The sequence below is a fragment of the Sphingomonas rhamnosi genome, from assembly GCF_036663615.1.
Classification (GTDB): domain Bacteria; phylum Pseudomonadota; class Alphaproteobacteria; order Sphingomonadales; family Sphingomonadaceae; genus Sphingomonas.
This window is the reverse complement of the sequence record NZ_JAXOJJ010000001.1, coordinates 122,856-147,609: the sequence shown is the minus strand read 5'-3', so window position 1 is coordinate 147,609 and position 24,754 is coordinate 122,856. Positions and strand designations below refer to the sequence as shown.

Below are 24,754 nucleotides of genomic sequence, written 5' to 3'. Positions count from 1 at the left end.
GTGCGGTTGCAAGTGCAGGGGTGACGTCCGTGCAGCGAACCTACCCCCGGTCGAGCCACCCGCCCCGAAACCCCGCGCGCTCCAGCCCGCGGCGGATATGCTGGCTGCCGCGCAGGGTCTTCCAGATCAGGCCTGAACCCAGATTTTCGATCATCGCCACGATCGAGCCCTGGTCGATGCCGAGATAATCGATATCGACCCACCCCGTGCCGGGCACGATCTTGCCGTGTTTCAGCGGCACGGTCGCGTCCGTGAGGGTCGGGTTGAACGCGTCGACAAAGCCGTATTTGCCGTAGATGTCGGGGCCATAGCGCCGGTGCATCGCCTCGATCGCGGGAATGCAGATGTCGGGCGTGAACGCGATCGAGCTCGCGGCGGCGGCCGGCGCGATGGTACCGTCGTCGCGGTCGCCGGGGCCGCGCGCCGAATAGCTGTAGAAGTCGCGCTTGCGCCCGGCGATGTCGAGCGTGAAGTCGCCCGGCCCGTCGCACGCGGTCAGCCCCCAGACATCGGCGTCATAGCCCTTCCAATTGCCCGAATTGGCGATCGCATAGTCGCGCTGGGCCCGCGTCGCGCGGATGCTGTTCTCGAAATAGTCGATGCCCTTCGATCCGATGAATCGATCGCGGATACCGCGAAAATCGATAAAGACATGGCTGAACTGATGCCCGAACAGCGGTGGGAAATGTGCATGCGCCAGCTTGCCTTCGCCGCTCCACGCCTTTTCGAAATTCTGCGTCCACCTATCCCAGTACTCCGCCGGGATCGGATGCGTCGGCGATCCGAGCGCCAGCACATAGAGCAGCAGGCCCTCGTTATAGATATTCCAGTCGCTGGCGATGAAGCCGCTCTCGGGATGCCAACCCATCGCCAGATACGGCTCGCGCGGCGTGATCCAGTCCCACTGCACGGCAAGGTAAAGCTGGTCAGCGAGCTGGCGGATGCGGCGCTCGTCGGGGTGATCGCCATCGAACCACCCTTGCGCGAACAGTATGCCGCCCAGGAGCAGCGCGGTGTCGATCGTCGACAGTTCGCAGCGCGCGAAGCGTTGGCCCTTGGTGGTGCCGAGGAAGTGGTAGAAAAAGCCCTTGTATCCGCTCGTTCCGGTCGGCGCGTCGCCCTGCGGCGCGGCGGCGAAGAATTCGAGCGTGACAAGCGTCCGCTCACGCGCCTGTTCGCGGGTGATCCAGCCATGGACGACGCCGATCGGATAGGCGGTCAGCGCGAAGCCGACCGCAGCGATCGACGCGAACGACGGGGTCGGCCAGCGATCCGGCGCGAGCCCGGTCTTGGGATCGGTCGTGTCCCAGAAATAGCGGAAGGTGCGTTCCTGCAGGTCGGCGACCAGATCGGTCTTGCCCGCAGTGGCGAGCGGCCGCTGCAGCGTGGCGCAACCGCCCAGGCCCAGCGCGCCGGCGCCCAGGAACGCGCGGCGGTCGAGCCCTGGGGCATCGGTGTCGTTGATACGCATGGTACAAACGAACGGGCACCCAACAGGGGTGCCCGTTCCCTTTCAGATCAGAAGCGATAGCCGACGCGGAACTGCAGGCGCTGCGGCAGGGTCAGCAAATTGTTGCCGATCCGCGGGCTCGTCAGCGGGTCGGTCACTTCGCCGGTGGCCGGGTTGATGGTGTTGTTGAACCCTTCGTCGAAGCCCGAGAAGTTCTTGTTGTTGAACGCGTTGAGCAGGTCGACCGCGACTTCGAGCTGATCGTCGCGACCGAAGATGCGCAGCTTGTTGGCGAGCGTCAGATTGACTTCGCAGAACGCGAACACGCCCTTGATGCAGCGCTTGCTGGGATAGCGCGCGGTGAACTTGCGCTGCCCCGGGTCGCTGCCGAGCGTGGTGTCGGTGACCTGATAGGCGGTGCCGCTGCCGAAGGTGTTGAGCATCGAGAACTGGAAGCCGAGCGGCAGATCGAGGATCCCCGAGACGACCAGGCGATGCCGCTCGTCGCCGCGCGTCGCACGATAACCGTACGCGTCCGGTGTCAGCTCATCGAGGCTGAACAGATCGCCGCCATTCTGCTCCGACTTGGACAGCGTATAGGCAATGTTGAGGCCCCAGCCGCTCGACTTGGTGTAATCCTTGTCGATCGTGACGAAGAGCGCCTTGTACCGCGTGTCGAGCCCGTCGAACCCGACGATGACGTTCGAATAGCCGAACGGGATGACCGGGGCGGTGTTGCAGCATGCACCCGTTCCGCCGTTTTGCCGCGTCGCGAAAATGTTGGTGTAGCCGTGGCGGCCGCGCTGGTACGATCCGGTCAGCGAGGCGCGGAACGGTCCAACGCGCTGGCGGACGCCGATGCTCGCCTGGTCGTTGACCGGCGGCTGGGCGTCGTTCTTGACCGCGAACAGCTCGGGCAGGCCTTCGGTGGTCGAACTGGCGACCAGCGCGAGCAGCCCGTCGCGCGTCAGATAGGACGGGTTGAACACCGTCGTCGGCAGGCCGTTGCGCGGCTGGCCGTCGCGCGAGAAGCGGAACACGCCGATCGGGTTGATCGTGCGGCTCAGCTCGTCGACCGTGTTGTTGAAATTGTTGCGGTCGTAATAGCGCCCGACGCCGCCGAAGATGACGGTCGACTGGTCGTCCTTGATATCCCACGAGAAGCCGAAGCGCGGCGCGATCGCACCCTTGAACGGCGAGCGGTTCTTGCCGTTGGTGATGTAGTTTTCGGGGTTGAAATAGTCGGTCGTCGGCAGCGCGCGCAGCGCGGCGGCTGCCGTCGCCGGCGTACGATATTCGTTGTTGAAGCCGTTGGTCTCGTAATCCCAGCGCACGCCGACGTTGAGCTGCAGCCGCTCGGTCACGTCCCAGTCGTCCTGCGCGTACAGGCCGACCTGCGTGTTCGACGCCAGGATGCGGCCGCTGCCGAGGCCCAGGCGCGCCTCGGCGGGGAAGCTGAAATCGGTGCGGCTGGATACCACCGGATTGTTGGGATCGTTGCGGAAGGTGTAGCGCGGCTGGATATAGGACTGGTTGTTGAACTCGATATCGGTGATCTCGACACGCGCGCCGACCTTGATCGCGTGGTTGTCGAGGCCCGTATAGGTCACATCGTCGCGCAGCGTGTAGCTCTGCTGATGCTGGCGCCGGGTCGAATCCTTGCCGCCGAACACGACCACGCCGTCATAGTCGAAGGTCGCGAGATCGGGGTTCAGCGACGACGGGTTGAACGTGTAGTCGAGGTAGTTGGCGTTGAATTCGTTAATGAAATTGTCGCCGGTATAAGTCCACTTGTACAGATAGGTGTCGACCCGGTTCTTCTTGTTCTCGGCGCTTTCGAACGAGATGTTGTCGCCGAAGCCCTGGATGTCGGTCTCGTCGCGGCGGCTGAACGACAGGTCCATCACCTGGTTGTCGGTCGGCGTCAGCGTCAGCTTGCCGAAGTAGAAATCGCCGCGGAACGGGCTGACGAACGCGCCCTGGAACTCGCTGATCCGGCGGCCCGATGCGGCTTCGAACGCGGCGATCTGCGTGGCGGACCCGGTGCTCTGGACGTTGAACGCACGATCCTGGTCGTTGCCTTCATAGGCGGCGAAGAAGAACAATTTGTCCTTGATGATCGGGCCGCCCAGCGACACGCCATACTGCTTGCGCTCGAACGCCGGCTTGGTGCGGTTGTTGCGCTCGTCGAGGAAGCTCTTCTTGGTCAGGCTGCGGTCGGTATATTGGCCGAACACTTCGCCGTGGAAGTCGTTGGTGCCTGACTTGGTGATCGAGGTGATCACCGCGGCGCCGGCCTGCTCATACTCGGCCTTGTAGTTCTGCGTGAGCACGCGGAATTCCTGCACGGCGAGCTGGCCGAACGGGTTGCCGCGGCTGTTCTGCTGGCCGGCGACGCCGCCTTCGCTCAGCTTGTTCTTCAGGCTGACGCCGTCGATGAAGACGTTGACCTGGCTCGCGGTCGACGCGCCCGAGGTGAAGCTCTTGTCGGTCTCGCTGTCGTTGTAGCGCACGCCGGGGGCAAGCGCTGCGAACGACAGGAAGTTGCGGTCGGTCTGCGGCAGCGTGCGGATCTGCTCCTGGCTGACGTTGGTCGCGACTTCGCTGGTGCGCGTCTCGACCAGGCGACCGCCGGTGACGACGATCTCGTCGCTCGCGGCTTCGCCGCCCGAAGCGTCGGGCGCGTTGGCGTCGGGGGTCGTGCCGGCAGGCGCAGCAGCGGCGGCGGGTGCCAGCGTCGCGTCGAGCGAGGCGGCCTGGGCGATGCCGATCACGATCGAGCGGCTGAACACGTCGCCGTTCGGGCCGGTGATCGTGACGGTGTAGGGGGCCGGACGCAGACCGCTCAGCACATAGGCGCCATTCGCGCCCGATGTCGCACGGAAGGTCTGGTTGGTGCCGCCGTTGACGGCAACCACGGTTGCGCCGGCAACCGGCGCACCGGCGCCGTCGCGCACCTGGCCGCGGATCGAGGCGGTGGTGGTCTGCGCCGCGGCGGGCGCGGTCAATGCGAAGCTTGCGCCGAGGATGGTCGTCGTCGCGAGAGCGGCGCGCAACGCGGCCGCGGTCATGGTCTTCATATTGTCCTGTTCCCTGTGTACCGGTGAGGCGCGATGGGCGTGCGGTCGTCCCAACTGCCGAGGCAGCCAACGTAGAAATGCGGAGACGATCGTCGCGGACCCATGGCCCTCATCCTGCTCCCTGCACGGCCTGTGCCGACTAGCCCCGCGCCGTCCTTCGCCCGGGTTCTGTCGGCGCCCTACGCCCGATTCGGTGGGACTCACAGAGTGAAAAGCTGATGTAGATTAGATCGATAATGAACGTGACATAATCGTCACAAACCGTTGCCGGAGCGTAACGTTTTGCGCATACGAGCACCGCATAAGTGCTAGCGCTATCATGACATAATGGGCAGCAGGCGCTGCGCAGGTCGGCCGCTTACTTCAGCAGGACGAGTTCTTCGGCCATGCTCGGATGCAACGCAACGGTGGCGTCGAAATCGGCCTTGGTCAGGCCCGCCTTCACCGCGACCGCGGCGGCTTGCAGGATCTCGGCGCAGTCCGGCCCGATCATGTGCAGCCCGACGACGCGATCGGTCTCGGCATCGCACACCATCTTGTACAGCGATCGCTCGTTGCGCCCCGCTAGCACGTTCTTCATCGGCCGGAAGTCGGACGAATACACGCGGATCGAGCCCAGTCTCTCACGCGCCTCGGACTCGGTCAGTCCGACGCCGGCCAGCGGCGGATGGCTGAACACCGCGCTCGGCACGCAGTCGTAATCGACCGTGGTCGGCTTGTTGCCATAGAAGGTGTCGGCGAACGCCTGGCCTTCGCGGATCGCGATCGGGGTCAGCTGGATGCGGTTGGTCACGTCGCCGACCGCGTAGATGCTGTCGCAGGTCGATCGGTTCTCGGCATCGACCTTGATCGCGCCCTGCGCGTCGAGTTCGACGCCCGCGCTCTCCAGCCCGAGCCCGCGCGTGTTGGGCACGCGCCCGGTCGCGAACATCACGCAGTCGACCACCGCATCGTCATAGCCTGACATCCGCACCGTGATGCAGCCGTCCGCGCCCTTGTCGATCCCCTCGAGATTGGCGTTGAAGCGGAATTCGATGCCCTTGGTGATCGAGATCTGCAGCAACCGGTCCACGATTTGCCGGTCATAGCCGCGCAGGATCTGGTCGGTGCGGTTCATCAGGATGACGTGCGCGCCGAGCTGATGGAAGATGCCGGCGAATTCGTTGGCGATATAGCCACCGCCCGCGATCAGGATGCGCTTGGGCACGTCGGCCAGATGGAACGCCTCATTCGAGGTAATGCCGTGCTCGACGCCGGGCGCGTCGGGCACCAGCGGGTGTGCGCCGACCGCGATCAGGATCCGCGCGGCGGTCTTCTTGGTGCCATCGGCCAGCGTGACCTCGTTCGGCCCGCTGACGACGGCGCGCGACAGGATGATCTCGACACCGTTGTTCTCGAGCGTGCCGGTATAGGCGCCGTTGATCCGGTCGACCTCGTCCATGACGTTGTCGCGCAGCGTCGGCCAGCTGAAGTCGAGCTGGTCGGGGACGTTCCAGCCGAACCGCTTCGCGTCCTTCAGATCCTCGGCGAAATGCGCGCCGTAAACCAGCAGCTTCTTCGGCACGCAGCCGCGGATCACGCAGGTGCCGCCGACGCGGTATTCCTCGGCGACCGCGACTCGCGCGCCATGCGCCGCCGCGACCCGCGACGCGCGCGTGCCGCCCGAGCCTGCGCCGATGACGAAAAGGTCGTAGTCGTAAGGGGAGGCGTCGGTCACGGGCATTCCTTGTGCGGTATGCGGTGCCACTTGGGGCAGGGGGCGGGCGGGAACAAGGCCGCGGATGCGATCAGTGTAATCGCCCGCGTCACCCCGGCCTCGAGCCGGGGTCCCGCTTCTTCACGCGGTCGAGAAGCGGGACCCCGGGTCAAGCCCGGGGTGACGGGGTGGGAGAGGTTACCGGCTTTCCGCCCTGCGCATCGGCATCGCATCGATCGTCTCGGCGAGCGCCGCAGCGGGGAAGGGGCGCGGACTGCGCAACTTCTCGCCGCCGTCCTTGCCGATCAGGATGGCGGCGAAGCCGGCGGGGAGACGGTATTTCCGGCGGATGGCCGCTGCGGCGTCGGCGGCCCCCGAGACGCGGTCGCCGACGACTTCGACGATGGTCAGGTCGCGCGCGTCGCTCTCCTTGCGCCAGGCAGCGAGGATGCGGCGTTGCTCGGCGAGCTGGGGGTCGGCCGCGGTCTGCGCGACGACGACGAGGACGCGTCGCTCCCACCGCATCTGGGCAAGCGTGGCCTGGGCAAGCGCGGCGGCGATCAGCATGGACATGGGGCGATAACGCGCGAGGTCGATCCGTTCTCCCGCGCAGGCGGGAGTCCAGGAGTCGCGCGCGCGCCGCCCGAAACCCTGGCCCCCCGCCTTCGCGGGGGAACGATGCAATGCCTCTGTTCCCCGGCGAAGGCCGGGGCCCAGTTGGGAAAGCTCGGGTTCGAGCCACCACCGTTCCCCCAACTGGACCCCGGCCTCCGCCGGGGAACAGCCATTGGCCCGCGCCTTACCCGAACGCGCGCTTGATCAGATCATCTGTCGACGGATCGAAGCTCCCGCCGCCCTGGGCCGCTTCCTTCGCCATTTCCTTGCCCAGCTCGACGCCGAACTGGTCGAACGAATTGATCCCCAGCAGCACGCCGTTCACGAACACCCGGTGCTCGTAGAAGGCGATCAGCGCGCCCAGCGTCCGCGCATCCAGATCGTCGAGCAGCAGCGTCGACGACGGCCGATCGCCCGAATAGCTGCGCGCCGGATCCTCGACCTGCTTGCCCTCCATCAGCGCGGCGCCCTGCGCGAACGCATTGAGCAGCAGCGCCTTGTGATGATCCTCGGCCAGCGTATCGCCGGCCTCGATCACCGCGATGAACTCGACGGGGACCAAGTGCGTGCCTTGGTGGAGCAGCTGGAACACGGCATGCTGTGCGTCGGTGCCGACGCCACCCCAGGTGATCGCCGCGGTCGGCCGCCCGACCGGCTGGCCGTCCGCGGTCACCGCCTTGCCATTCGACTCCATCTCCAGTTGCTGCAGATAGCTCGGCAACAGCCGCAGCCGCTCGTCATAGGCGAACGGCGCGCGCGTCTCCGCACCGCGAACCTGCGTATAATAGAGATCGGCAAACGCCGCGAGCGCGGGCGCGTTCTCGTGCAGCGCGGCCAGGCGGAAATGCCGGTCCATCTCGGCGGCACCCTCGAGCAGCTGTTCGAACTTGTCCCAGCCGAGCGCGATCGCCGCCGGGAACCCGATCGTCGACCAGAGCGAATAGCGCCCGCCGACGCTCTCGGCGAACGGCAGGATCCGGGTCTCGTCGACGCCCCAGTCCATCGCCTTTTGCGGCGCCGCGGTCAGCGCGATGACGCGGCCGTACGGATCCTCGACATCATGCTCGGTCATCCACTGCAGGACCGACTCGGCGTTCATCATCGTCTCGGTAGTGGTGAAGGTCTTCGACGCCACCACCAGCAGCGTCGCCGCCGGATCGAACCGCTCGAACACGTCCTCCAGCGCGACGCCGTCGACGTTGGAGACGATCGCGACGTCGTAGCGCTTGTCCTCGCGCCCCAGCGCATCGACCAGCAGGTGCGGCCCCAGCGCCGACCCGCCGATCCCGACGTGCAGCACGTGGCGGATCGGCCCCAGGGCATCCGCCTCGATCGCGTCGATCAGCGCGCGCATCCGGCCGTGGCTCGCCTGCGCGATCGCGACGCTCTCGGGCTTGCCTTCGCCGCGCTCGGCGGTGTGCTCGACCGCGCGGTTCTCGGTCACGTTGACGATCTTGCCGGAGAACAGCGCCTCGCGCTTGCCCGCCAGGTCCTGCGCCTTGGCGAGCTCAGCAAACGCCGCGATCGCATCCTTGGTCAGATGCGTCTTCGACCAGTCGAAATGGATGCCCGATACGTCCAGGCTCAGCGTCGCGAGCCGGTCGGGGTCGCCGGCGAACAGCTCGGTCAGCTTGGCGGCGGGCAACGCTTCGATCTTGGACCAGTCGGCCATAATATGTCTCCGTGTGGAATCGCGAACGATACGCGTGGTGCCTACCAATCGATCCCCCGAACCGCCAGCTTGACGACACGCGCGGCCCCACGCAAACCGCGCGACATGGCCCAAACCCCCAAACCCGTCCGGTCCGAGACCAGCGAGACGTTCCGCTTCCTGCTGAAGCTCGCGCTGGTCGTGCTGATCGTGCGCAGCTTCCTGTTCGCGCCGTTCAGCATTCCGAGCGAATCGATGCTGCCGCGGCTGTTCATCGGCGACTATCTGTTCGTGACGAAATGGAACTATGGCTATTCGCGCTGGTCGCTGCCCTGGGGCCTGCCGCTGATCCCCGGCCGGGTGTTCGGCAGCGTACCGACGCGCGGCGACGTCATCGTCTTCCGCGCGCCCGAAGTGCTCGACCACGACGTCATCAAGCGCGTGATCGGCCTGCCCGGCGAAACCATCCAGATGCGGCAGGGCCAGGTGTTCCTCAACGGCAAGCCGATCCCCAAGACCCGCATCGCCGATTTCACGCTGCCGCTGACCGGCAATTTCAACGCCGAGAAATGCGGCGTGGATTATCAGGACGTCGATGCGCAGGGCGTTGCTATCTGCCGTTATCCGCGCTTCCGCGAAACCTTGCCCGGCGGGCGCAGCTACGACGTGCTCGACCAGGCGCAACTGCCCGACCGCGACGATACCGGCGTCTATACCGTGCCCGCGGGTCATGTCTTCGTGATGGGCGACAACCGCGACGACAGCGGCGACAGCCGGTTCCCGGCGCCGCAGGGCATGGGCTATGTCCCGCTCGAAAATGTCGAGGGCAAGGCGGTCGTGACCTTCTTCTCGACCGACGGCAACGCCTCGCTGGCGCCGTGGACCTGGGTGTCGGCCGCGCGCTGGGCGCGGATCGGGGAAGGCTTTTGAGCGATCTCGCCAAATGGCTGACCGAGGTGTTCGGTCGCCGCCCGACCGATCTCGCCCCCTTTCAGCGTGCCCTGACCCACGGCAGCCAGGCCGCGGCGAATTACGAACGGCTCGAATTTCTCGGCGACCGCGTGTTGGGGCTGGTCGTCGCCGAATGGCTGTACGAGACGTTCGACGACGACGCCGAGGGCCAGCTGTCGAAGCGGCTCAATGCGCTGGTGACCGGCGCGGTCTGTGCCGAGGTCGCGCGCGAACTGGGCGTGCGCGATCATCTCAAGCTCGGCAAGCAGGCGCGCGACGACGGCGCGTCCGACAGCGACAATGTGCTCGGCGACGTGATGGAGGCGCTGATCGGCGCCTGGTTCCGCGAGGCCGGGCTCGACGCGGTCCGCGCGTTCGTGCGGAAAGCCTGGGGCGACCGCGTCAAGGCCGGCGCCAAGGCGCCGCAACACCCCAAATCGCAGCTCCAGGAATGGGCCGCCGCGCACAACCGCAAGCCGCCCGAATACCGCGTGCTGGAACGCACCGGCCCCGGCCACGCCCCGCGCTTCACCATCGCCGTCGCGCTCGGCAGCTTCGCCGAGGCGACCGCGGAAGGGACCAGCAAGCAGGAGGCCGAGACCGCGGCGGCGAAGGCGCTCTTGGAAAAACTCGGCTAATACGGCCGCCGCAACGTCATTCCCCCGTTCGTCATCCCCGCGAAGGCGGGGATCCATATCCTCCGCCGTGGAATGTGAAGCCGTAAGGCCAGCCAGTATGGATTCCCGCCTGCGCGGGAATGACGAAAGAGGGTTTTGCCTGTAGGGTCCGCGATCGCCAGGACGACGAAAGACATTTGTGACCGAACCTACCGATACCCAGACCCAACCTTCCGCCCCCAAACATTGCGGCCTCGTCGCCGTCGTCGGCGCCCCCAACGCCGGCAAATCGACGCTCGTCAATGCGCTCGTCGGCCAGAAGGTCGCGATCGTCAGCCCCAAGGCGCAGACGACGCGCGCCAAGCTGATGGGCGTCGCGATCCTCGGCGACACGCAGGTGCTGCTCGTCGACACCCCCGGCATCTTCGAGCCCAAGCGCCGGTTCGACCGCGCGATGGTCGCCGCCGCCTGGGGCGGCGCGGAGGGCTCGGACATCATCGCCTTGGTGGTCGACGCCAAGGGCGGCATCGGCGGCAAGGTGACCGACATCGTCCAGTCGCTGATCGGCCGGCCCGAGCCGATCTGGCTGATCCTCAACAAGGTCGATCTCGCCGACAAGACCAAGCTGCTGATCCACGCCGAGAAACTAAACGCGCTGCTGCCCTTCGCGGAGACCTTCTTCATCAGCGCCGGCACCGGCGACGGCATCGCACACTTCAAGGCCGAACTCGCCAAGGCGATGCCCGAGGGCCCGTGGCATTATCCCGAGGATCAGGTCTCCGACGCAACCGAACGCTCGCTCGCCTCCGAAGTCACGCGCGAACAGCTCTATCTCCAGCTCCACGCCGAACTGCCGTATGCGAGCACGATCGAGACCGAGCAATATATCGAGCGGCAGGACGGTAGCCTCGAGATCCACCAGCAGATCCTCGTCGAACGCCCGACGCAGCGCGCGATCGTGCTCGGCAAGGGCGGCCAACGCATCAAGGAAATCGGCGCGCGCGCGCGGATCGAGCTGTCCAGCATCACCGGCAAGCCCGTGCACCTGTACCTGCACGTGAAGGTCAAACCCGGCTGGGACGAAGACCGCGAAACCTACCGCGACATCGGGCTCGACTGGGTGGAATAGCCTTAGGCTCCCCTCCCTGGAAGGGAGGGGCTGGGGGTGGGTGGTTATCGCGGGAATGCCGCGCCTCGAGCCGACCCACCCCCGACCCCTCCCTTCAGGGAGGAGAGATCTATACGGCGAGCACTTCCTCCACCCAATCCGGCACCAGCACCCCCGCTGCGCCGATCCGCGTCTCTTCGAAGAACACGCTCCCCATCGACGGATCGAGGTTCATCTCCAGCGTCCGCGCGCCGTGCCAGCCCGCCGTCTGCACGAACCCCGCCGCGGGATACACCGCCCCCGACGTCCCGATCGACACGAACAGATCGCATTTCGCCAACGCCGCCTCGATCCGCTCCATGGCGTATGGCATCTCGCCGAAGAACACGATGTCGGGCCTGAGCGCCGCCGCCCCGCACGTCCCGCACACCGACCCAGGCGGCAGGCTCCCGGTCCAATCCTCCCGCGCGCCGCATGCCGCGCAGAGCGCCGACGGCAATTCGCCGTGCATATGCAGCACACGCCGCGCGCCGGCGCGCTCGTGCAAATCGTCGACATTCTGCGTCACGATCAGCAGTTCGCCCGGCCAGGCCGCATCCAGCCGCGCCAGCGCCGCATGCGCCGCGTTCGGCGCCACCCCGCCGAGCGCCGCGCGCCGCCCGTCATAGAAACGATGCACCAGCGCCGGATCGCGCGCCAGCGCCTCGGGCGTGCAGACATCCTCAACTCTATAACTTTTCGGAACAAGGTTATTTTCGTATACATCCCAATGCGTTACGCCAGATTTAGAGCGAAAGGTGGGGATGCCGGACTCGGCGGAAACGCCTGCGCCGGTCAAGATTACGATGTTTTGAATGTCACGCATCGGCAGAGAATACGCGGCGCGGGTTATGTCTGAAAGTGGTGATGGGGTGGAAAGCGGACATTGACCAACAGCGTGGGGCCTCCGATACCGGCAGCATGATCTGGAAAGCTCTCGCGCTATTGCCACTTCTCGGAGGCTGCGGCGTCGCCCAGCAGCCGGAGAGCTTAAGGACAGTTGCGGCTTATGAAATCCCGCTGCCCACGGTCAAGGATAAGGCCACCTTTATGGCGCTGCTCAGAGCAGAGGCGCAGACGCAAGGTTTTCATGTTTACGCGTCCACGCCTGCCGAAATGGAAGCGCAGTCTGAAGTGTCACCGATTACATTCAATGCGGCCGTATGGCGGGGTGACGATGAGGAAGTGATCGCCTCTGCAATGGATTTTCAAGATCACCTCGGCCGGGTTTGGATTTTGTTTTCTATCGGAGAAAATCCATCTCGTTCCGCGCGGTTTCGAGGCGCACTTATCAGCAAGACAAAAAATATTTGGCCTGAAACGGCATCTCTGCCGATAATGCCAAATGGCAGCATTCCGCTGACGGATGACCTTAGCCATACAACTTCTGGATACACCGTTAAGCCAGCCGCTGCATCGAAGTACGATGATGAACCCAGATAGCTAGTCAATGTCCGCAATTGGGCGTTAGCCGCCATTTCGACCGTCCGGTTGGGACTACCACTTTTCCTCAACTCTATAACTTTTCGGAACAAGGTTATTTTCGTATACATCCCAATGCGTTACGCCAGATTTAGAGCGAAAGGTGGGGATGCCGGACTCGGCGGAAACGCCTGCGCCGGTCAAGATTACGATGTTTTGAATGTCACGCATCGGCAGAGAATACGCGGCGCGGGTTATGGCTGAAAGTGGGTGGTTAGTTGCCGTTCCGCTTGAACCAGCTTCGAAAAAATGTCTGTCTTGCCGCCACCCGCGCTCGGTGCTCAGTTGCTGCCCGGTCTTGGAAGTCCGAACGGCTGTAACCAACTGCCCAGCGGTAGAGCGAGACAAGCATGACGGCGAACGTGCCCGTCGCGCCAAGAGCGATCACCATAAGCGATGCAGAACTGTCGCGCGGAAAATCTAAGACATCCAGAATGCCGATCACTGCGATGCTCACGAGAAACGGGATGCTCCAAACGATGCGTTGCCCAAAGGCGAACACGGGATTGTACTTCCGGCTCGCCCAGTCCCGATCCATCCATCCGATCAGCGCACGAAACATCACGCGTCCCCACTTTCGTGCCCGTCTTACCCGCCTATGGCGATGTCCGCTATTGGGCGTTTGCGGACTGGCCACCTTTGAGCGTTCGCTTCGCCGTTCGCGAATGTCGCGTTGTGGAGGGAAGCGGACATAGCGTCCCGGCCCCTACGGCTTCCGAACGCTCACGAGCTTCTCAATCAAAACGGTGCGGGTTCCGTCGCCTAAATACCGTTTCTCACGCCGAGCAGTGCTTACCCGCCCTAAAATCTTGACGGTGAACGTTCCCCAAACCGGCTCAGGCTTATTCCACCGAACCGCCTTCCGAGCGGCGGCGTCCAGCTCCTCACAACTCTGCGCTACGCATTCGATGGACGCACCTTCGTCCAAAACAGGAGCGGTGTTTCCGGGAATGTGACACTGCACAAACCTGCTGTTCTCAAAATTGCTGAACCACTCGCAAACGAGGCGTTGCCGTGGACCGAAGGCAGTCCCCTTGACCGTCAGGGGTTGGCTTGCCTGCGGGGATGCCGATGCCAGAATAGCTACGATGACCTGCCACATCCCGCTACCCTAAGGCCGACACGAATGTCCGCAAGTGGGTGCTTTGAGCCCGTCTAGTTCTGGAGCCCGCTTTGCCGGTCGGGAACGGCGATACGTGGTGGCAAGCGGACAGGCGGCTTTCAAGCACGGCTCGCGATTAGCGGACGCTCCAGCGGCCAACCAAGAAGCCGAAGATAGACAAGCCCAACCACACGGCCAAAATCGGTAGCGCTAACCACATCGCGCGTGGCCATTCAGCCAGATAACTCGGCGGCGTGGGCGGAACAAATGCCAGCCCAATAGTGATAAATATTATTGGCGAGACGACGAGAGCCGCCAAGCTAAACTGACGTGTGCGTTGGCTGTCGAAGTGCGCGAGCGCGAAGGCGACGATAGCCGCGATCCATATCCCCGACCACGCGGTGCCCACGACAATCCTCCAATGCGGCAAACCGCGCCAGCGTCTGCAATTGAGACAGCGTAGCGCGACGCTGAACGACCGCAAGTGGGCGTTAGCCGCCATCTCGACCGTCCGGTTGGGACTACCACTTTTTCTCGACGCGGTGCCCCTCCCACAACCCACCGGGCCCGCGAAACGTGGCGATCCCCGATTCCGCGGAAATCCCCGCGCCGGTCAGGATGACGATGTTACGGATGTCCTGCATCGCCGGACGATAGGGCGCCTGGCGGATGTCCGAAAGCCTTGGAATTGCTCGGGTCTTGCTTCGACCACCCGGGTAACGCAGCCGGATGGTCCCGCTTCTTGGGGCGGGGCCACTTAGGCGCCAGGTTTCGATAATGCCTTTTGCGTGCGGTCGCGGTGCGCGGCGCTCATGGCGTCGGTCTCGGTCAGATCGATGACGTGGATCGAAACCTCGCCCATACGCCGCCCGATACGACTGCCGGTGGGCATTCCCAACGTTCCTCTCACCGTGAACCGGTCGATCCGGTAGATGCCGGGCTTGTCCGGCTCGACGTCGAGCGGAATATACCGCCTCTGACGGACCTGCTTGAGAATGCCGGGCGCCCACTGAGACAGTCCGGAGTCGCGCAAGAGTTCGGCGCCCGCGGTTCGGCCGTCCGGTCGAATCCAGAAGCCGACATCGGCGAATCGAACGTCCGAATCATGCCACGGATCTTGCTGGAATCCGGATCGGGGCCGATCGATCTCCTCGATCGATGGTGCAAAAAGGAGCTTCGGCGTCTCGGTTGCTGACTGACGCAGCCGCGCCGCCAATAGGTCGACCGCCCCGTCGTTGCCGCGGCGGATCGCAATCCGCGCGCGGATGAGATCCCGTAACTCCAACATCGTCGGGTTGTGGCCGCCGGTCAGTGCAACGGCTTCGTCCGCGCCTTGCTCGGCGTCCTTGTCGCGTCCGGCCAGCGCGTACAGCCAAGCCCGCCGGAATGCCGCGCCCGCCGCCAGATCGGTCTCGCCGTGGTCCGTCGCCACGCGCTGAACCTTCCGGTAGATCTCATCGGCGGAGTCCGTTCTATTCAGCCCGAACAGATTGTCAGCGAAGGCGAGCTCTTCGGTCAGCGTCGCCTTGTGCGTTTCGCCCAAGTTGCGTCGCAGTACCACGACATCGTTCCGCGCCGACCAGAACCAGAGTTCGGTGTCACCGAGATGCTCGGCGACCGTCGCCAGCGTGGCGTAGAGGCTCGACACAGGGCCGGGCAACTCGGCGGCGTGATCGCGGTTGCGCCGAATGGCCTTTTGCAACGTCTGCCGCGCGTCGCCATAGCGGCCGTCGGCGAACTGCTCCACTGAGGCTTGGAGCGATGCCTCGATCTCTTCGGCGGGCGGGCAGTTGCGGGAAAAGCATGCCGCCAGCTCCTGTTCGGCGCGTCGCCCGACAACGATGATGTCACTCGGTACCGTCGAAGACGGCGTCGCGGCTTGCGCCAATACTATGAGCAGCGGACCGAACATTTCGCAATGCTCGGGCGAACATGATTTCTTGTCAAGACTATCGTCGGCGGGGACGAAGCATCACGTTGCCGAAAATGATATTGCGCACCGTGCGCGATGGTCGTTGCATCAGGAACTGCAGGGGAAGCGATCGCCGCGGTATTGCGGATGGCGGCTTTGAGGACGCCGCCCCTGGCCGTCCGCCGTCATCCAGCTTTATCGCACGACGCTAACGTCCCGCCCCACCGCCGCCGATCCCGACGCCATCTCCGCCTCTTCGAGCCGCCGCCACCCGGTCGGCCCCAGCGCCTCGATCGGGCGATAGCGCGTCTTGTAGGCCATGCGCGGCGAATCCTTCACCCAATAGCCGAGATAGACGTACGGCAGCCCGGCATCGCGCGCGCGCAGGATGTGGTCCATGATGATGAAATTGCCGAGCCCCGGGCGCGCGAAGTCCTCGTCCGCGGCGAAGAAGCTGTAGATCATCGACAGCCCGTCCGCCTGGCGATCGGTCAGGCACGCGCCGATCAGCCGGCCGGGGACGCCGTCGACGCTCGGCTCGCGATATTCGACGACCAGCGAATTGACCGGCGAATGCTCGACCATGTCGGCGTAATCGTCCTCGTCCATCCCCGCCATCCCGCCGCCGGGGTGCCGCGCGCTCAGATAACGGCGCAGCAGCTCGAACTGTTCGTCGGTCGCCCAGGCCTTGCAGGCGGTGACCTGGATGTCGCTATGGCGCTTGAGTAGCTTGCGCTGGGTCGCGCTCGGCGCGAATTCGGGGGTGACGACGCGCACCGAGATGCAGGCGCTGCACCCCGCGCAGCTGGGCCGATAGGCGACGCCCTGGCTGCGCCGGAACCCGATCCGCCCGAGCGCGTCGTTGAGCTCGATCGCATGCGGTCCGGTCAGCTCGGTGAACACTTTCCGCTCCTGCCGGCCGGGCAGATACGGGCAGGGCGCCGGGCTCGTCACGAAGAAGCGCGGAAAGCGGAACGGCGCGGTCACAGCTGTGGGACATCCCTCGGCGCGGCACTGCGCATGCCCGCTATATGAGGGCGCGCGCGGTGATGAAAACCCGCTTTACCATGTTTGACGGTTAACAAACCATGCGTACGCCGTGCCGTGCCAGCCTGGGACGATAAGGGGGGACGATCAGGCGAGTTCTACCGTACTCGTCTCGTATCCCGCCGCGCGCAGCGCCATCACCAGCCGGTCGAGATGCGCGCGGTCGCGTGCCTCGCATTCGATATCGGTGATGAGGCCCTTGGCCGGCAGAGTCGTGAAGACGCGCTGGTGATAGATCTCGATGATGTTGATGCGTTCCTGGTCGAAGATCCGCGCGACGTTGAACAGCGCGCCGGGCTGGTCCTGCAAGCGGATCCGCAACCGCGCGAGCCGCCCCGACCGCGCCAGATCGCGCAGCAGCACGTTGGCGAGCAGCCGCGTGTCGATATTGCCGCCGCACAGGATGACGCCGATCGTCCGGCCGGCGAAGCGTTCGGGATGCTGCAGCAATGCGGCGAGTCCTGCGGCGCCCGCGCCCTCGACCACGGTCTTCTCGATCTGCAGCAACAGGCTGACCGCCATTTCCAGGCTGCGTTCGCTGACCAGCACGATGTCGTCGACCAGCTCGGCGACCATCTTCGCCGTAATGCCGCCGGGCTCCTTGACCGCGATGCCTTCGGCCAGCGTGTCGCCCGCGCACGGCATGTCGGTGCCGTTGATGCGGTTGTACATCGACGGGAACAGCTCGGCCTCGACCCCGACCACCTCGATATCGTGATCCGCCGCGCGCGCGACGGTGGCCATGCCCGAGATCAGCCCGCCGCCGCCGATCGGCGTCACGAACATGTCGATGCCGGGCACGTCCTCGAGCATCTCGATCGCCGCGGTGCCTTGGCCCGCGATGACGCGCGGATCGTCGAACGGGTGGACGAAGGTGAAGCCGCATTCGCCCTCCAGGATGCGCGCATGCGCATAGGCGGAATCGAACGTGTCGCCGTGCAGCACGACATTGGCGCCATGGCCCTCGGTCTGCGTGACCTTCACGGTCGGCGTGTTGGTCGGCATCACGATGGTGGCGGGGATGCCGAGCCGGTTGGCGTGATAGGCCAGGCCCTGCGCATGGTTGCCCGCCGAGGCCGCGATCACGCCCTTGGCCTGCGCCTCCGCGGACAGCTGCAGCAGCGTGTTGAGCGCGCCGCGTTCCTTGTACGCCGCGGTGAACTGCAGATTCTCGAACTTCAGATACACCGTCGCGCCGGTCATCTGGCTCAGCGTCTTGCTGATCAGCGTCGGCGTGCGGACGATCGAATCGCGGATCCGGTCGTGCGCGGTACGGATGTCGTCGATCGAGACGGGAAGGGTGGGTGCCGCTACGGCAGCTCGGGTAGCCATGCGCCGTGAGCTAGACCATCTGGCGCGAAGGGGGAACACCGCTTATGCGCGGACCCCATGGCAAAACTGGCATTCATCGGAACCGGCGTGATGGGCGCGCCGATGGCGGGGCATCTCGTCGCGGCAGGGCACGACGTGACCGTGTACAATCGCACGCGCGCAAAGGCGGACGCCTGGGCGGCCAAACACGGCGGATCCGTTGCCGGCACACCGGCCGAAGCGGCGCGGGATGCGGAGGCGGTGTTCGCCTGCGTCGGCAACGACGACGATCTGGCGGCGGTGACGCTGGGCCCGGACGGCGCTTTCGCGGCGATGGCGCCGGGCGCGCTGTTCGTCGATCACACCACGGTCTCGGCAAAGATCGCGCGGCACCTTGCCGACGAAGGCAAGGCCCTGCTCGTCGTCGACGCGCCGGTCTCGGGCGGGCAGGCGGGCGCCGAGAACGGTAAGCTCTCGATCATGTGCGGCGGCACCAACGACGCGGTCGCCAAGGCGACTCCGCTGATGCAGGCCTATGCCGCGCGGATCGTCCATGTCGGGCCAGCGGGCGCGGGGCAGACCACCAAGATGTGCAACCAGATCGCGATCGCAGGCGTGCTGCAGGGCGTCGCGGAGGCGCTGCGGTTCGCGCAGGCGAGCGATCTCGATCTGGCCAAGGTGTTCGAGGCGATCTCGGGCGGCGCGGCGCAGAGCTGGCAGATGGTCAATCGCTGGGAGTCGATGGGCGCGGACCGGTTCGACTTTGGCTTCGCGGTCGACTGGATGCGCAAGGATCTGGGGCTCGCGCTCGACGAGGCGAAGCGGAACGGCGCGGTGCTGCCGGTCGCGGCGCTGGTCGACCAATTCTACGCCGAGGTGCAAAGCATGGGCGGCGGTCGCCAGGATACGAGTGCGTTGGTGCGGAGATTGCCGAAGTGATGAAGTCCCCCCGTCATGCCGGATTTAGTCCGGCATCCATCGTGCGGCAGGAGCCGAAGCCATTGGGTGCGCGGCGACCCCGGACCAAGTTTGGGGCGACGGTCGGGGTTTTGGCCGCCCTGCTATCCACCACCCCGGCCTATGCCGACGGCATCGTCGACAACGTCAACGGCATCACGATGGGCGACGGCGGGCGCGTCATCCACTTCAAGGCGATCCTGATCGACAAGGACGGCCGCGTCACCCGGCTGGTGCCGCCCGGTGAGGCGCCGCCCAAGCTCAGCCGCAAGGAGCTGGTGAAGAACGCCGGCAAACCGCTCTACGACTGGCGGGTCGACATGGGCGGCAAGACCTTGCTGCCCGGGTTCATCGACGCGCACGGCCATGTCCTCGAACTCGGTTTCCGCACGCTCGAACTCGACCTTTCGGGGACCAGGTCGCTCGACGAGGCGAAGGCGAAGATCGCCAATTTCGTCAAGGCCAACCCCGATCGCAAATGGGTGCTGGGCGGCGGCTGGAACCAGGAGGCGTGGGGCCTCGGCCGCTTCCCGACCGCAGCCGATCTCGATTCGATCGTCAGCGATCACCCCGTCTGGCTCAGCCGCGCCGACGGCCATGCCAGCTGGGGCAACACCGCCGCGCTCAAGGAAGCCGGCATCACCGCCAAGACCGTGTCGCCGGCGGGCGGGCGGATCGAGAAGAGTGGCGGCGCCCCGTCCGGCGTGTTCGTCGACTCCGCGCAGGCGCTGGTCGCCAAGGTCGTGCCGCAGCCGCTGCCCAAGGAGCGCGACGCGGCGTTCCTGACCGCCCAGCAGATCCTGCTAAGCTACGGTGTCACCGCGACCGCCGACATGGGCACGACGCTCGACGAGTGGCTGACCTATCGGCGGATGGGCGATATCGGCGGCTTGCGCGTGCGGATCATGAGTTACGGCATGGGCGTCGAGACCGCGACCCGCGTCGGCGGCAAGGGGCCGACGCCGTGGCTCTATGGCGACCGGCTGAAGATGGGCGGCGTCAAGATCTACGCCGACGGCGCGCTCGGCTCGCGCGGTGCGTGGCTGAAGGCGCCTTATGCGGATGCGCCGGGCCAGTCGGGCGCGGGCTTCCTGACCGATGACCAGCTGCAGAATTCGATGAGCCGCGCGGCGATGGACGGCTTCCAGGTCGCGGTCCACGCGATCGGCGACCGCGCCAACGAGCAGGTGCTCGACGCCATCCAGGTGCTGTCGGAAACCTACAAGGGCGATCGCCGCTGGCGCGTCGAACACGCGCAGATCGTCGCGCCCGAGGATCTGGTGCGGTTCGGCCGCTATGGCACGATCGCGTCGATGCAGCCGACCCACCAGACCAGCGACCGGACGATGGCCGAGGCGCGGCTGGGGCCGAACCGTCTGGCCGGCGCCTATGCGTGGAACACGATGCTCAAGAACGGTGCCGGACTCGCCTTCGGGTCCGACTTCCCGGTCGAGCGGCCCGATCCGTTCGCGGGCTGGGCGGCGGCGTTCACGCGGCAGGATGCCGACGGGCAACCGTTCGGCGGCTGGCGCCCCGAGGAGCGCGTGACACGCGAACAGGCGTGGTGGGCGTTCACCGGCGGCGCGGCCTATGCCGGGTTCGCGGAGAAGCAGTTCGGATCACTGCAGGCGGGGCAGCGCGCCGACTTCATCATCGTCGACCGTGATCCGACACTGGCCTCGCCGAGCGATCTCCGCGCGACGCGCGTCCAGCAGACCTGGATCGGCGGCGAGAAGGTGTTCGAGCGGAAGTGACGCAGCCGGGGCGGCCGCTCAGGCCGCCTCGTGCTCCGGCACCGCCTCCAGCGCGGCGAGGAACAGGTCGCACCACCACATCACGTCCTCGCGGCGGACATTGTCGATCAGTTTCTCCCAGCGCGCCTTGCGCTCGGCGAGCGGCATCGTCAGCGCGGTGGCGATCGCGTCGGACATCTCCTCCGCGCTGTACGGGTTGACCAGCACCGCGTCGCTCAACTGCGCCGCGGCCCCCGCGAACTTCGACAGCACCAGCACGCCGGGGTCCTCCGGATCCTGCGCGGCGACATATTCCTTGGCGACAAGGTTCATCCCGTCGCGCAAGGGCGTGACCAGCCCGACGCGCGCGGCGCGATAGATGCCGGCGAGCTGATCGCGCGGGAACCCCTGGTTGACGTAGCGGATCGGGGTCCAGTCGATATCCGAATATTCGCCGTTGATCCGCCCCGATAGTGAATCGAGGTTCGCGCGGATCTCCTGATAGGTGTCGACCTTCTCGCGGCTCGGCGGCGCGATCTGCAACATGTAGACCAGGCCGCGGCGGTCGGGATGCGCGCCCAGGAACCGTTCATAGCCCTGGAACCGCTCGGCCAGCCCTTTCGAATAATCGAGCCGGTCGACGCCGACGATCAGGCTCCGCCCGGTCGCGCTCATGTACATGCGCTCGCGCGCCATCCGCGCGACGTCGCTGTTCGCGGATTTCTCGAAATCGACGGTCTCGATGCCGATCGGCGCGGCGATCGCCTTGATCGTCCGGTCGCCGACCGTCACCGTACCATGCTTGCCGAGCACCGCGCCGAGCTGGCTCGTCACATAGTGCAGAAAACCGTCGAGCCAGTCCTGCGTCTGGAACCCGACGACGTCGTACGCGAACAGCGACTCGACCAGCGCTCGGTGGCTGGGCAGCGACAACAGCATCGCCATCGGCGGCCAGGGGATGTGCAGGAAGAAGCCGATGCGGTTCTGCACGCCCAGCTTGCGCAGTTCCTGCCCCAGCGGCACGTGGTGATAGTCGTGCACCCAGACCAGATCATCCGCCTCGATCAGCGGCACCACGGTCTCGGCGAAGCGCTGGTTGACGCGCGCATAGCCGCTGGAGAAATCGCGCTCGAACTCGGTCAGGTCGATCCGGTAGTGGAACAGCGGCCACAGCGTCCGGTTGGCGTACCCGTTGTAATATTCGTCGACATCCTGGTCTTCCAGATCGATCGTCGCGGTCGTCACGCCCCCGCCCTGCTGGAAGTTGATGTGCCCGCTGAACTGGTCGGTGGTCTCCCCCGACCAGCCGAACCAGATCCCGCCCTTTTCGCGCAGCGCCGCCAGCAGCGCGACCGCGAGGCCGCCCTGGTTGCCGCTCGGCGCGTTCAGCGCCTGGACGCGGTTCGAGATGACGACGAGGCGGCTCACCTTACTGCGCTCCACGGTTTGCTCAGCAACGTCGCGCAGTTGATCAGTCCGACCAGCGAATAGGTCTGCGGGTAATTGCCCCACAGCTCGCCGGTGTTCGGGTCGATATCCTCGGATAGCAGCCCGGCGGGGGTGCGCCGCGCGACCATTTCCTCGAACAGTTCGCGGGCGTCCTCGGAGCGGCCGGTGACGTGCAGCGCCTCGATCAGCCAGAAGGTGCAGAAATTGAACGCGGTGTGCGGCAGCCCGAAATCATCCTCGGTCGCATAGCGCAGCATGTACGATCCGCGCCGCAGACCGTCCTCGACCGCGGTCAGAGTCGACTGGAAGCGGGGATCGTCGGGCGCGATGAAGCGCAGGTCGAGCAGCTGGATCAGGCTCGCATCGAGATCGTCGGCGCCGAACGTCGCGGAAATGCGCTGGGTATCCTCGCGCCACGCCGCGCCCTCGATGGTCGCGCGCATCGTATCCGCACGGTCCTGCCAGAACACGCAGCGATCGGGCAGCCCGAGCACGTTGGCGGCGTTCGCCAGCCGGTCGCACGCCGCCCAGCACATCGCCGCCGAATAGGTGTGGACATGCGCCTTGGTGCGCAGCTCCCACAGGCCCGCATCGGGCTTGTCGTACATTTCCCAGGCGCGGTCGCCGACGCGCTCCAGGCTTGCGAAATCCTCCGGGCCCGACATGCGGAACAGCCGCGCATCGAAGAACGCCTGTACGTCCGACAGCACGATCTGGCCGTAGGCGTCGTGCTGGATCTGCTCGTACGCCTGGTTGCCGACGCGCACCGGACCCATGCCGCGATAGCCGGGCAGAGTGGTCTCGATCCGCTCGACCAGGGTCGCCTCGCCACCGACGCCGTAGAGCGGCTGGATATGCCCGCCCTTGGCCGCGTCGACGATGTTGCGCAGATACTCCAGATAGCCTTCGAGCACGTCGAGCGCGCCGAGCCGGTTGAGCGCCTGCACGGTGTAATAGGCGTCGCGGATCCAGCAGTAGCGGTAATCCCAGTTGCGCTCCGACCCCTCATGTTCGGGGATCGATGTGGTCAGCGCCGCGACGATCGCGCCGGTTTCCTCGTGCTGGCACAGCTTCAGCGTGATCGCCGCGCGGATCACGACGTCCTGCCATTCGACCGGCGTCGCCAGGCCGCGCACCCAGTGGCGCCATTCGTTGGTGGTGCGTTCGAGCATCGCCGCGGCAGCTTCGCTCAGCTTGCCGGAAAAGCTCTCGTCGGGCCCCAGGAACATGTGCACCGGTCGTTCGAGTCGGAACCAGTTCTCCGCGGTCAGATGCCCGACCGGCGCATCGGTCGACAGCCGCAGCGTCTGATCCGCCATCAGGTAGCGGATATGGTTCGATCCATGCGTACGGCTCGCGGGCTCGCCCCAGTTGGTCGCGACGCGCAGCCGCATCCGGATCCGCGGCGACCCCGATATCGGCCGCACGATCCGCACGAAGCTGGTCGGGCGATAGGTCCGCCCCTCGCGCACGAAGCGCGGCGCGAAATCGGTCACCTCGATCGCGTTGCCAGCCTCGTCCTCATGCCGCGTCACCAAGATCGGGGTGTTGCGGATATAGCTTTGGGTGACGGTCTGAACGTTCTCCAGCTCGATCGACCAGAACCCCGTCTCGGGCTCCTCGACGCCGCCGAGCAGCGAACAGAAGGCGGGATCGCCGTCGACGCGCGGCACGCAGCCCCAGACGAAGGTGCCGCGGCTGTCGATCAGCGCGGAGACCTGGCAATTGCCGATCGGCCACAGGTTCATGTCGGCGCGGGGGGTGCCTGCGGTGGGGTTCGGGGTCGTCATCATCACTCCAGTATCGCGGCGATCCAGGCGCGAAGCGCGCCGACATCGCCAAGCCGGTAGGTGGCAGCGGTGGGCCGCGCCGCACCGATCAGCACGCCTGCGCCGCCCAGTGCCGCCGCCGCTTCGAAGCCGTCCTCATCGGTGACATCGTCGCCGAAGAACAGCGGTTTCGTCCCCGCCATCGCGGCGGCCGTCATCAGCGTGGTCAACGCGGCACCCTTGTCGCCGGGTCCGCGCACCTCGACCATCATCTTGCCCCGCTGCAGCGTCAGCGCGTGGCGCGCTGCGACGTCCTCGCCCAGCCGGACGGCATCATGTTCATGCTCGGGGTGCTGGCGGTAATGCAGCGCGGCGCCCAGGCTCTTGGGCTCGAACACCAGGTCGCGTGCCGCGGCGAATTCGGCCAGTTCGGCGGCGGCGCGGTCGAGGGCGGCGGGGGCCTCAGGGATCACATGGCCGTCCTCGGGCGTCCGCCGCTCGGCGCCGTGGCTGCCCGCCACCGCGAACAGCTGCGCATGATCACCGAGCATCGCATCGAGCTGCGCGATCGACCGCCCGCTTACGATCGCCACGCGTCCGGGCAGCATCCCGGCCAGCGCGTCGAGCTGCGCGAGCAACTGCGCCTCGACCACCACCCCCTCGGGGGTCGCGGCGAGCTCGACCAGCGTCCCGTCGAAATCGAAGAACAGGCTCGTCGTCTCGCGCGAAAACGGCGGCGCAGTCTCGCGCGTCGCGGGCGGGGTTTCGGCGGGCATGGACGGTGA

Annotated in this window: 19 protein-coding genes and 2 pseudogenes; 6 read left to right on the top strand and 15 right to left on the bottom strand. The window is 66.0% G+C overall.

What is annotated here, in order from left to right; all coding sequences use genetic code 11:
* Positions 1 to 40 precede the first annotated feature (40 nt).
* From U1701_RS00735 to pgi, 5 genes are all read right to left on the bottom strand, one after another.
* Positions 41 to 1,471, bottom strand: coding sequence for a glucoamylase family protein (locus tag U1701_RS00735; protein WP_332780623.1), 1,431 nt, complete (start codon positions 1,469 to 1,471; stop codon positions 41 to 43).
* Between the two features lie 47 nt (positions 1,472 to 1,518).
* A complete protein-coding gene (locus U1701_RS00730; protein WP_332780622.1) occupies positions 1,519 to 4,530 on the bottom strand; it encodes a TonB-dependent receptor in 3,012 nt (1,003 codons plus the stop codon).
* Between the two features lie 358 nt (positions 4,531 to 4,888).
* The gene (gene gorA, locus U1701_RS00725; protein ID WP_332780621.1) at positions 4,889 to 6,253 is read right to left on the bottom strand and encodes a glutathione-disulfide reductase; all 1,365 of its coding nucleotides are present in this window, start codon (positions 6,251 to 6,253) and stop codon (positions 4,889 to 4,891) included.
* 171 nt (positions 6,254 to 6,424) lie between these two features.
* Positions 6,425 to 6,799, bottom strand: a complete 375-nt coding sequence (locus U1701_RS00720) for a DUF4174 domain-containing protein (protein ID WP_332780620.1) — start codon at positions 6,797 to 6,799, stop codon at positions 6,425 to 6,427.
* Positions 6,800 to 7,025: 226 nt separating this feature from the next.
* Positions 7,026 to 8,513: a glucose-6-phosphate isomerase gene (gene pgi / locus U1701_RS00715; protein WP_332780619.1), complete on the bottom strand. Its 1,488-nt coding sequence runs from the start codon at positions 8,511 to 8,513 to the stop codon at positions 7,026 to 7,028.
* A gap of 105 nt (positions 8,514 to 8,618) precedes the next feature.
* Here pgi and lepB point away from each other — a divergent pair, with 105 nt between their 5' ends.
* From lepB to era, 3 genes are all read left to right on the top strand, one after another.
* Positions 8,619 to 9,422, top strand: a complete 804-nt coding sequence (lepB, locus tag U1701_RS00710) for a signal peptidase I (protein ID WP_332780618.1) — start codon at positions 8,619 to 8,621, stop codon at positions 9,420 to 9,422.
* Positions 9,419 to 10,081, top strand: coding sequence for a ribonuclease III (rnc, locus tag U1701_RS00705; RefSeq protein ID WP_332780617.1), 663 nt, complete (start codon positions 9,419 to 9,421; stop codon positions 10,079 to 10,081). The genes lepB and rnc overlap by 4 nt, the downstream gene beginning before the upstream one ends.
* Before the next feature lie 178 nt (positions 10,082 to 10,259).
* Positions 10,260 to 11,189, top strand: coding sequence for a GTPase Era (era, locus tag U1701_RS00700; protein WP_332780616.1), 930 nt, complete (start codon positions 10,260 to 10,262; stop codon positions 11,187 to 11,189).
* Between the two features lie 109 nt (positions 11,190 to 11,298).
* Here the strand turns inward: era and U1701_RS00695 are convergent, their stop codons facing one another.
* Positions 11,299 to 12,033 carry an NAD-dependent deacylase gene (locus U1701_RS00695; protein ID WP_332780615.1) on the bottom strand — a complete coding sequence of 245 codons (735 nt, stop codon included), beginning with the start codon at positions 12,031 to 12,033 and terminating at the stop codon, positions 11,299 to 11,301.
* 95 nt (positions 12,034 to 12,128) lie between these two features.
* Here U1701_RS00695 and U1701_RS00690 point away from each other — a divergent pair, with 95 nt between their 5' ends.
* Positions 12,129 to 12,650: a hypothetical protein gene (locus tag U1701_RS00690; RefSeq protein WP_332780614.1), complete on the top strand. Its 522-nt coding sequence runs from the start codon at positions 12,129 to 12,131 to the stop codon at positions 12,648 to 12,650.
* A gap of 128 nt (positions 12,651 to 12,778) precedes the next feature.
* On the opposite strand, the pseudogene U1701_RS00685 reads toward U1701_RS00690, so the two are convergent.
* The 6 genes and pseudogenes from U1701_RS00685 to U1701_RS00660 all read right to left on the bottom strand — a co-directional run.
* Positions 12,779 to 12,860 (bottom strand): annotated as a pseudogene (locus U1701_RS00685) (NAD-dependent protein deacylase); the annotation flags it as partial.
* Between the two features lie 43 nt (positions 12,861 to 12,903).
* Positions 12,904 to 13,251, bottom strand: coding sequence for a hypothetical protein (locus U1701_RS00680; RefSeq protein WP_332780613.1), 348 nt, complete (start codon positions 13,249 to 13,251; stop codon positions 12,904 to 12,906).
* A 1,073-nt stretch (positions 13,252 to 14,324) separates the two neighbouring features.
* Positions 14,325 to 14,435 (bottom strand): annotated as a pseudogene (locus U1701_RS00675) (Sir2 family NAD-dependent protein deacetylase); the annotation flags it as partial.
* A 113-nt stretch (positions 14,436 to 14,548) separates the two neighbouring features.
* Positions 14,549 to 15,703: a tetratricopeptide repeat protein gene (locus U1701_RS00670; RefSeq protein WP_332780612.1), complete on the bottom strand. Its 1,155-nt coding sequence runs from the start codon at positions 15,701 to 15,703 to the stop codon at positions 14,549 to 14,551.
* Between the two features lie 195 nt (positions 15,704 to 15,898).
* Positions 15,899 to 16,690, bottom strand: a complete 792-nt coding sequence (locus U1701_RS00665; protein ID WP_332780611.1) for an arginyltransferase — start codon at positions 16,688 to 16,690, stop codon at positions 15,899 to 15,901.
* A gap of 147 nt (positions 16,691 to 16,837) precedes the next feature.
* A complete protein-coding gene (locus U1701_RS00660; RefSeq protein ID WP_332780610.1) occupies positions 16,838 to 18,082 on the bottom strand; it encodes a threonine ammonia-lyase in 1,245 nt (414 codons plus the stop codon).
* A 57-nt stretch (positions 18,083 to 18,139) separates the two neighbouring features.
* Here U1701_RS00660 and U1701_RS00655 point away from each other — a divergent pair, with 57 nt between their 5' ends.
* Together U1701_RS00655 and U1701_RS00650 are read left to right on the top strand one after the other, a co-directional pair.
* Positions 18,140 to 19,000 carry an NAD(P)-dependent oxidoreductase gene (locus tag U1701_RS00655; protein WP_332780609.1) on the top strand — a complete coding sequence of 287 codons (861 nt, stop codon included), beginning with the start codon at positions 18,140 to 18,142 and terminating at the stop codon, positions 18,998 to 19,000.
* Between the two features lie 110 nt (positions 19,001 to 19,110).
* Positions 19,111 to 20,772, top strand: coding sequence for an amidohydrolase (locus tag U1701_RS00650; RefSeq protein ID WP_332780608.1), 1,662 nt, complete (start codon positions 19,111 to 19,113; stop codon positions 20,770 to 20,772).
* A gap of 18 nt (positions 20,773 to 20,790) precedes the next feature.
* On the opposite strand, the gene U1701_RS00645 is transcribed toward U1701_RS00650, so the two are convergent.
* Genes U1701_RS00645 through otsB form a run of 3 tightly spaced genes read right to left on the bottom strand, consistent with a single transcriptional unit; the run spans position 20,791 to position 24,745 of the window.
* Positions 20,791 to 22,179 carry an alpha,alpha-trehalose-phosphate synthase (UDP-forming) gene (locus U1701_RS00645; protein ID WP_332780607.1) on the bottom strand — a complete coding sequence of 463 codons (1,389 nt, stop codon included), beginning with the start codon at positions 22,177 to 22,179 and terminating at the stop codon, positions 20,791 to 20,793.
* Positions 22,176 to 23,993, bottom strand: a complete 1,818-nt coding sequence (locus U1701_RS00640) for a glycoside hydrolase family 15 protein (RefSeq protein ID WP_332780606.1) — start codon at positions 23,991 to 23,993, stop codon at positions 22,176 to 22,178. Before U1701_RS00640 ends, U1701_RS00645 begins: the two co-directional genes overlap by 4 nt.
* Positions 23,993 to 24,745 carry a trehalose-phosphatase gene (otsB, locus tag U1701_RS00635; RefSeq protein WP_332780605.1) on the bottom strand — a complete coding sequence of 251 codons (753 nt, stop codon included), beginning with the start codon at positions 24,743 to 24,745 and terminating at the stop codon, positions 23,993 to 23,995. The genes U1701_RS00640 and otsB overlap by 1 nt, the downstream gene beginning before the upstream one ends.
* Between the last annotated feature and the right edge of the window lie 9 nt (positions 24,746 to 24,754).

Excerpts from the sequence above, each read along its gene's own strand:
- pgi (WP_332780619.1), bottom strand. The coding sequence starts at position 8,513 with ATGGCCGACTGGTCCAAGATCGAAGCGTTGCCCGCCGCCAAGCTGACC.
- gorA (WP_332780621.1), bottom strand. The coding sequence starts at position 6,253 with ATGCCCGTGACCGACGCCTCCCCTTACGACTACGACCTTTTCGTCATC.
- otsB (WP_332780605.1), bottom strand. The coding sequence starts at position 24,745 with ATGCCCGCCGAAACCCCGCCCGCGACGCGCGAGACTGCGCCGCCGTTT.
- U1701_RS00695 (WP_332780615.1), bottom strand. The coding sequence starts at position 12,033 with ATGCGTGACATTCAAAACATCGTAATCTTGACCGGCGCAGGCGTTTCC.
- U1701_RS00670 (WP_332780612.1), bottom strand. The coding sequence starts at position 15,703 with ATGTTCGGTCCGCTGCTCATAGTATTGGCGCAAGCCGCGACGCCGTCT.
- U1701_RS00730 (WP_332780622.1), bottom strand. The coding sequence starts at position 4,530 with ATGAAGACCATGACCGCGGCCGCGTTGCGCGCCGCTCTCGCGACGACG.
- lepB (WP_332780618.1), top strand. The coding sequence starts at position 8,619 with ATGGCCCAAACCCCCAAACCCGTCCGGTCCGAGACCAGCGAGACGTTC.
- U1701_RS00660 (WP_332780610.1), bottom strand. The coding sequence starts at position 18,082 with ATGGCTACCCGAGCTGCCGTAGCGGCACCCACCCTTCCCGTCTCGATC.
- U1701_RS00655 (WP_332780609.1), top strand. The coding sequence starts at position 18,140 with ATGGCAAAACTGGCATTCATCGGAACCGGCGTGATGGGCGCGCCGATG.
- U1701_RS00680 (WP_332780613.1), bottom strand. The coding sequence starts at position 13,251 with ATGTTTCGTGCGCTGATCGGATGGATGGATCGGGACTGGGCGAGCCGG.
- U1701_RS00640 (WP_332780606.1), bottom strand. The coding sequence starts at position 23,993 with ATGATGACGACCCCGAACCCCACCGCAGGCACCCCCCGCGCCGACATG.
- U1701_RS00720 (WP_332780620.1), bottom strand. The coding sequence starts at position 6,799 with ATGTCCATGCTGATCGCCGCCGCGCTTGCCCAGGCCACGCTTGCCCAG.
- U1701_RS00735 (WP_332780623.1), bottom strand. The coding sequence starts at position 1,471 with ATGCGTATCAACGACACCGATGCCCCAGGGCTCGACCGCCGCGCGTTC.
- U1701_RS00690 (WP_332780614.1), top strand. The coding sequence starts at position 12,129 with ATGATCTGGAAAGCTCTCGCGCTATTGCCACTTCTCGGAGGCTGCGGC.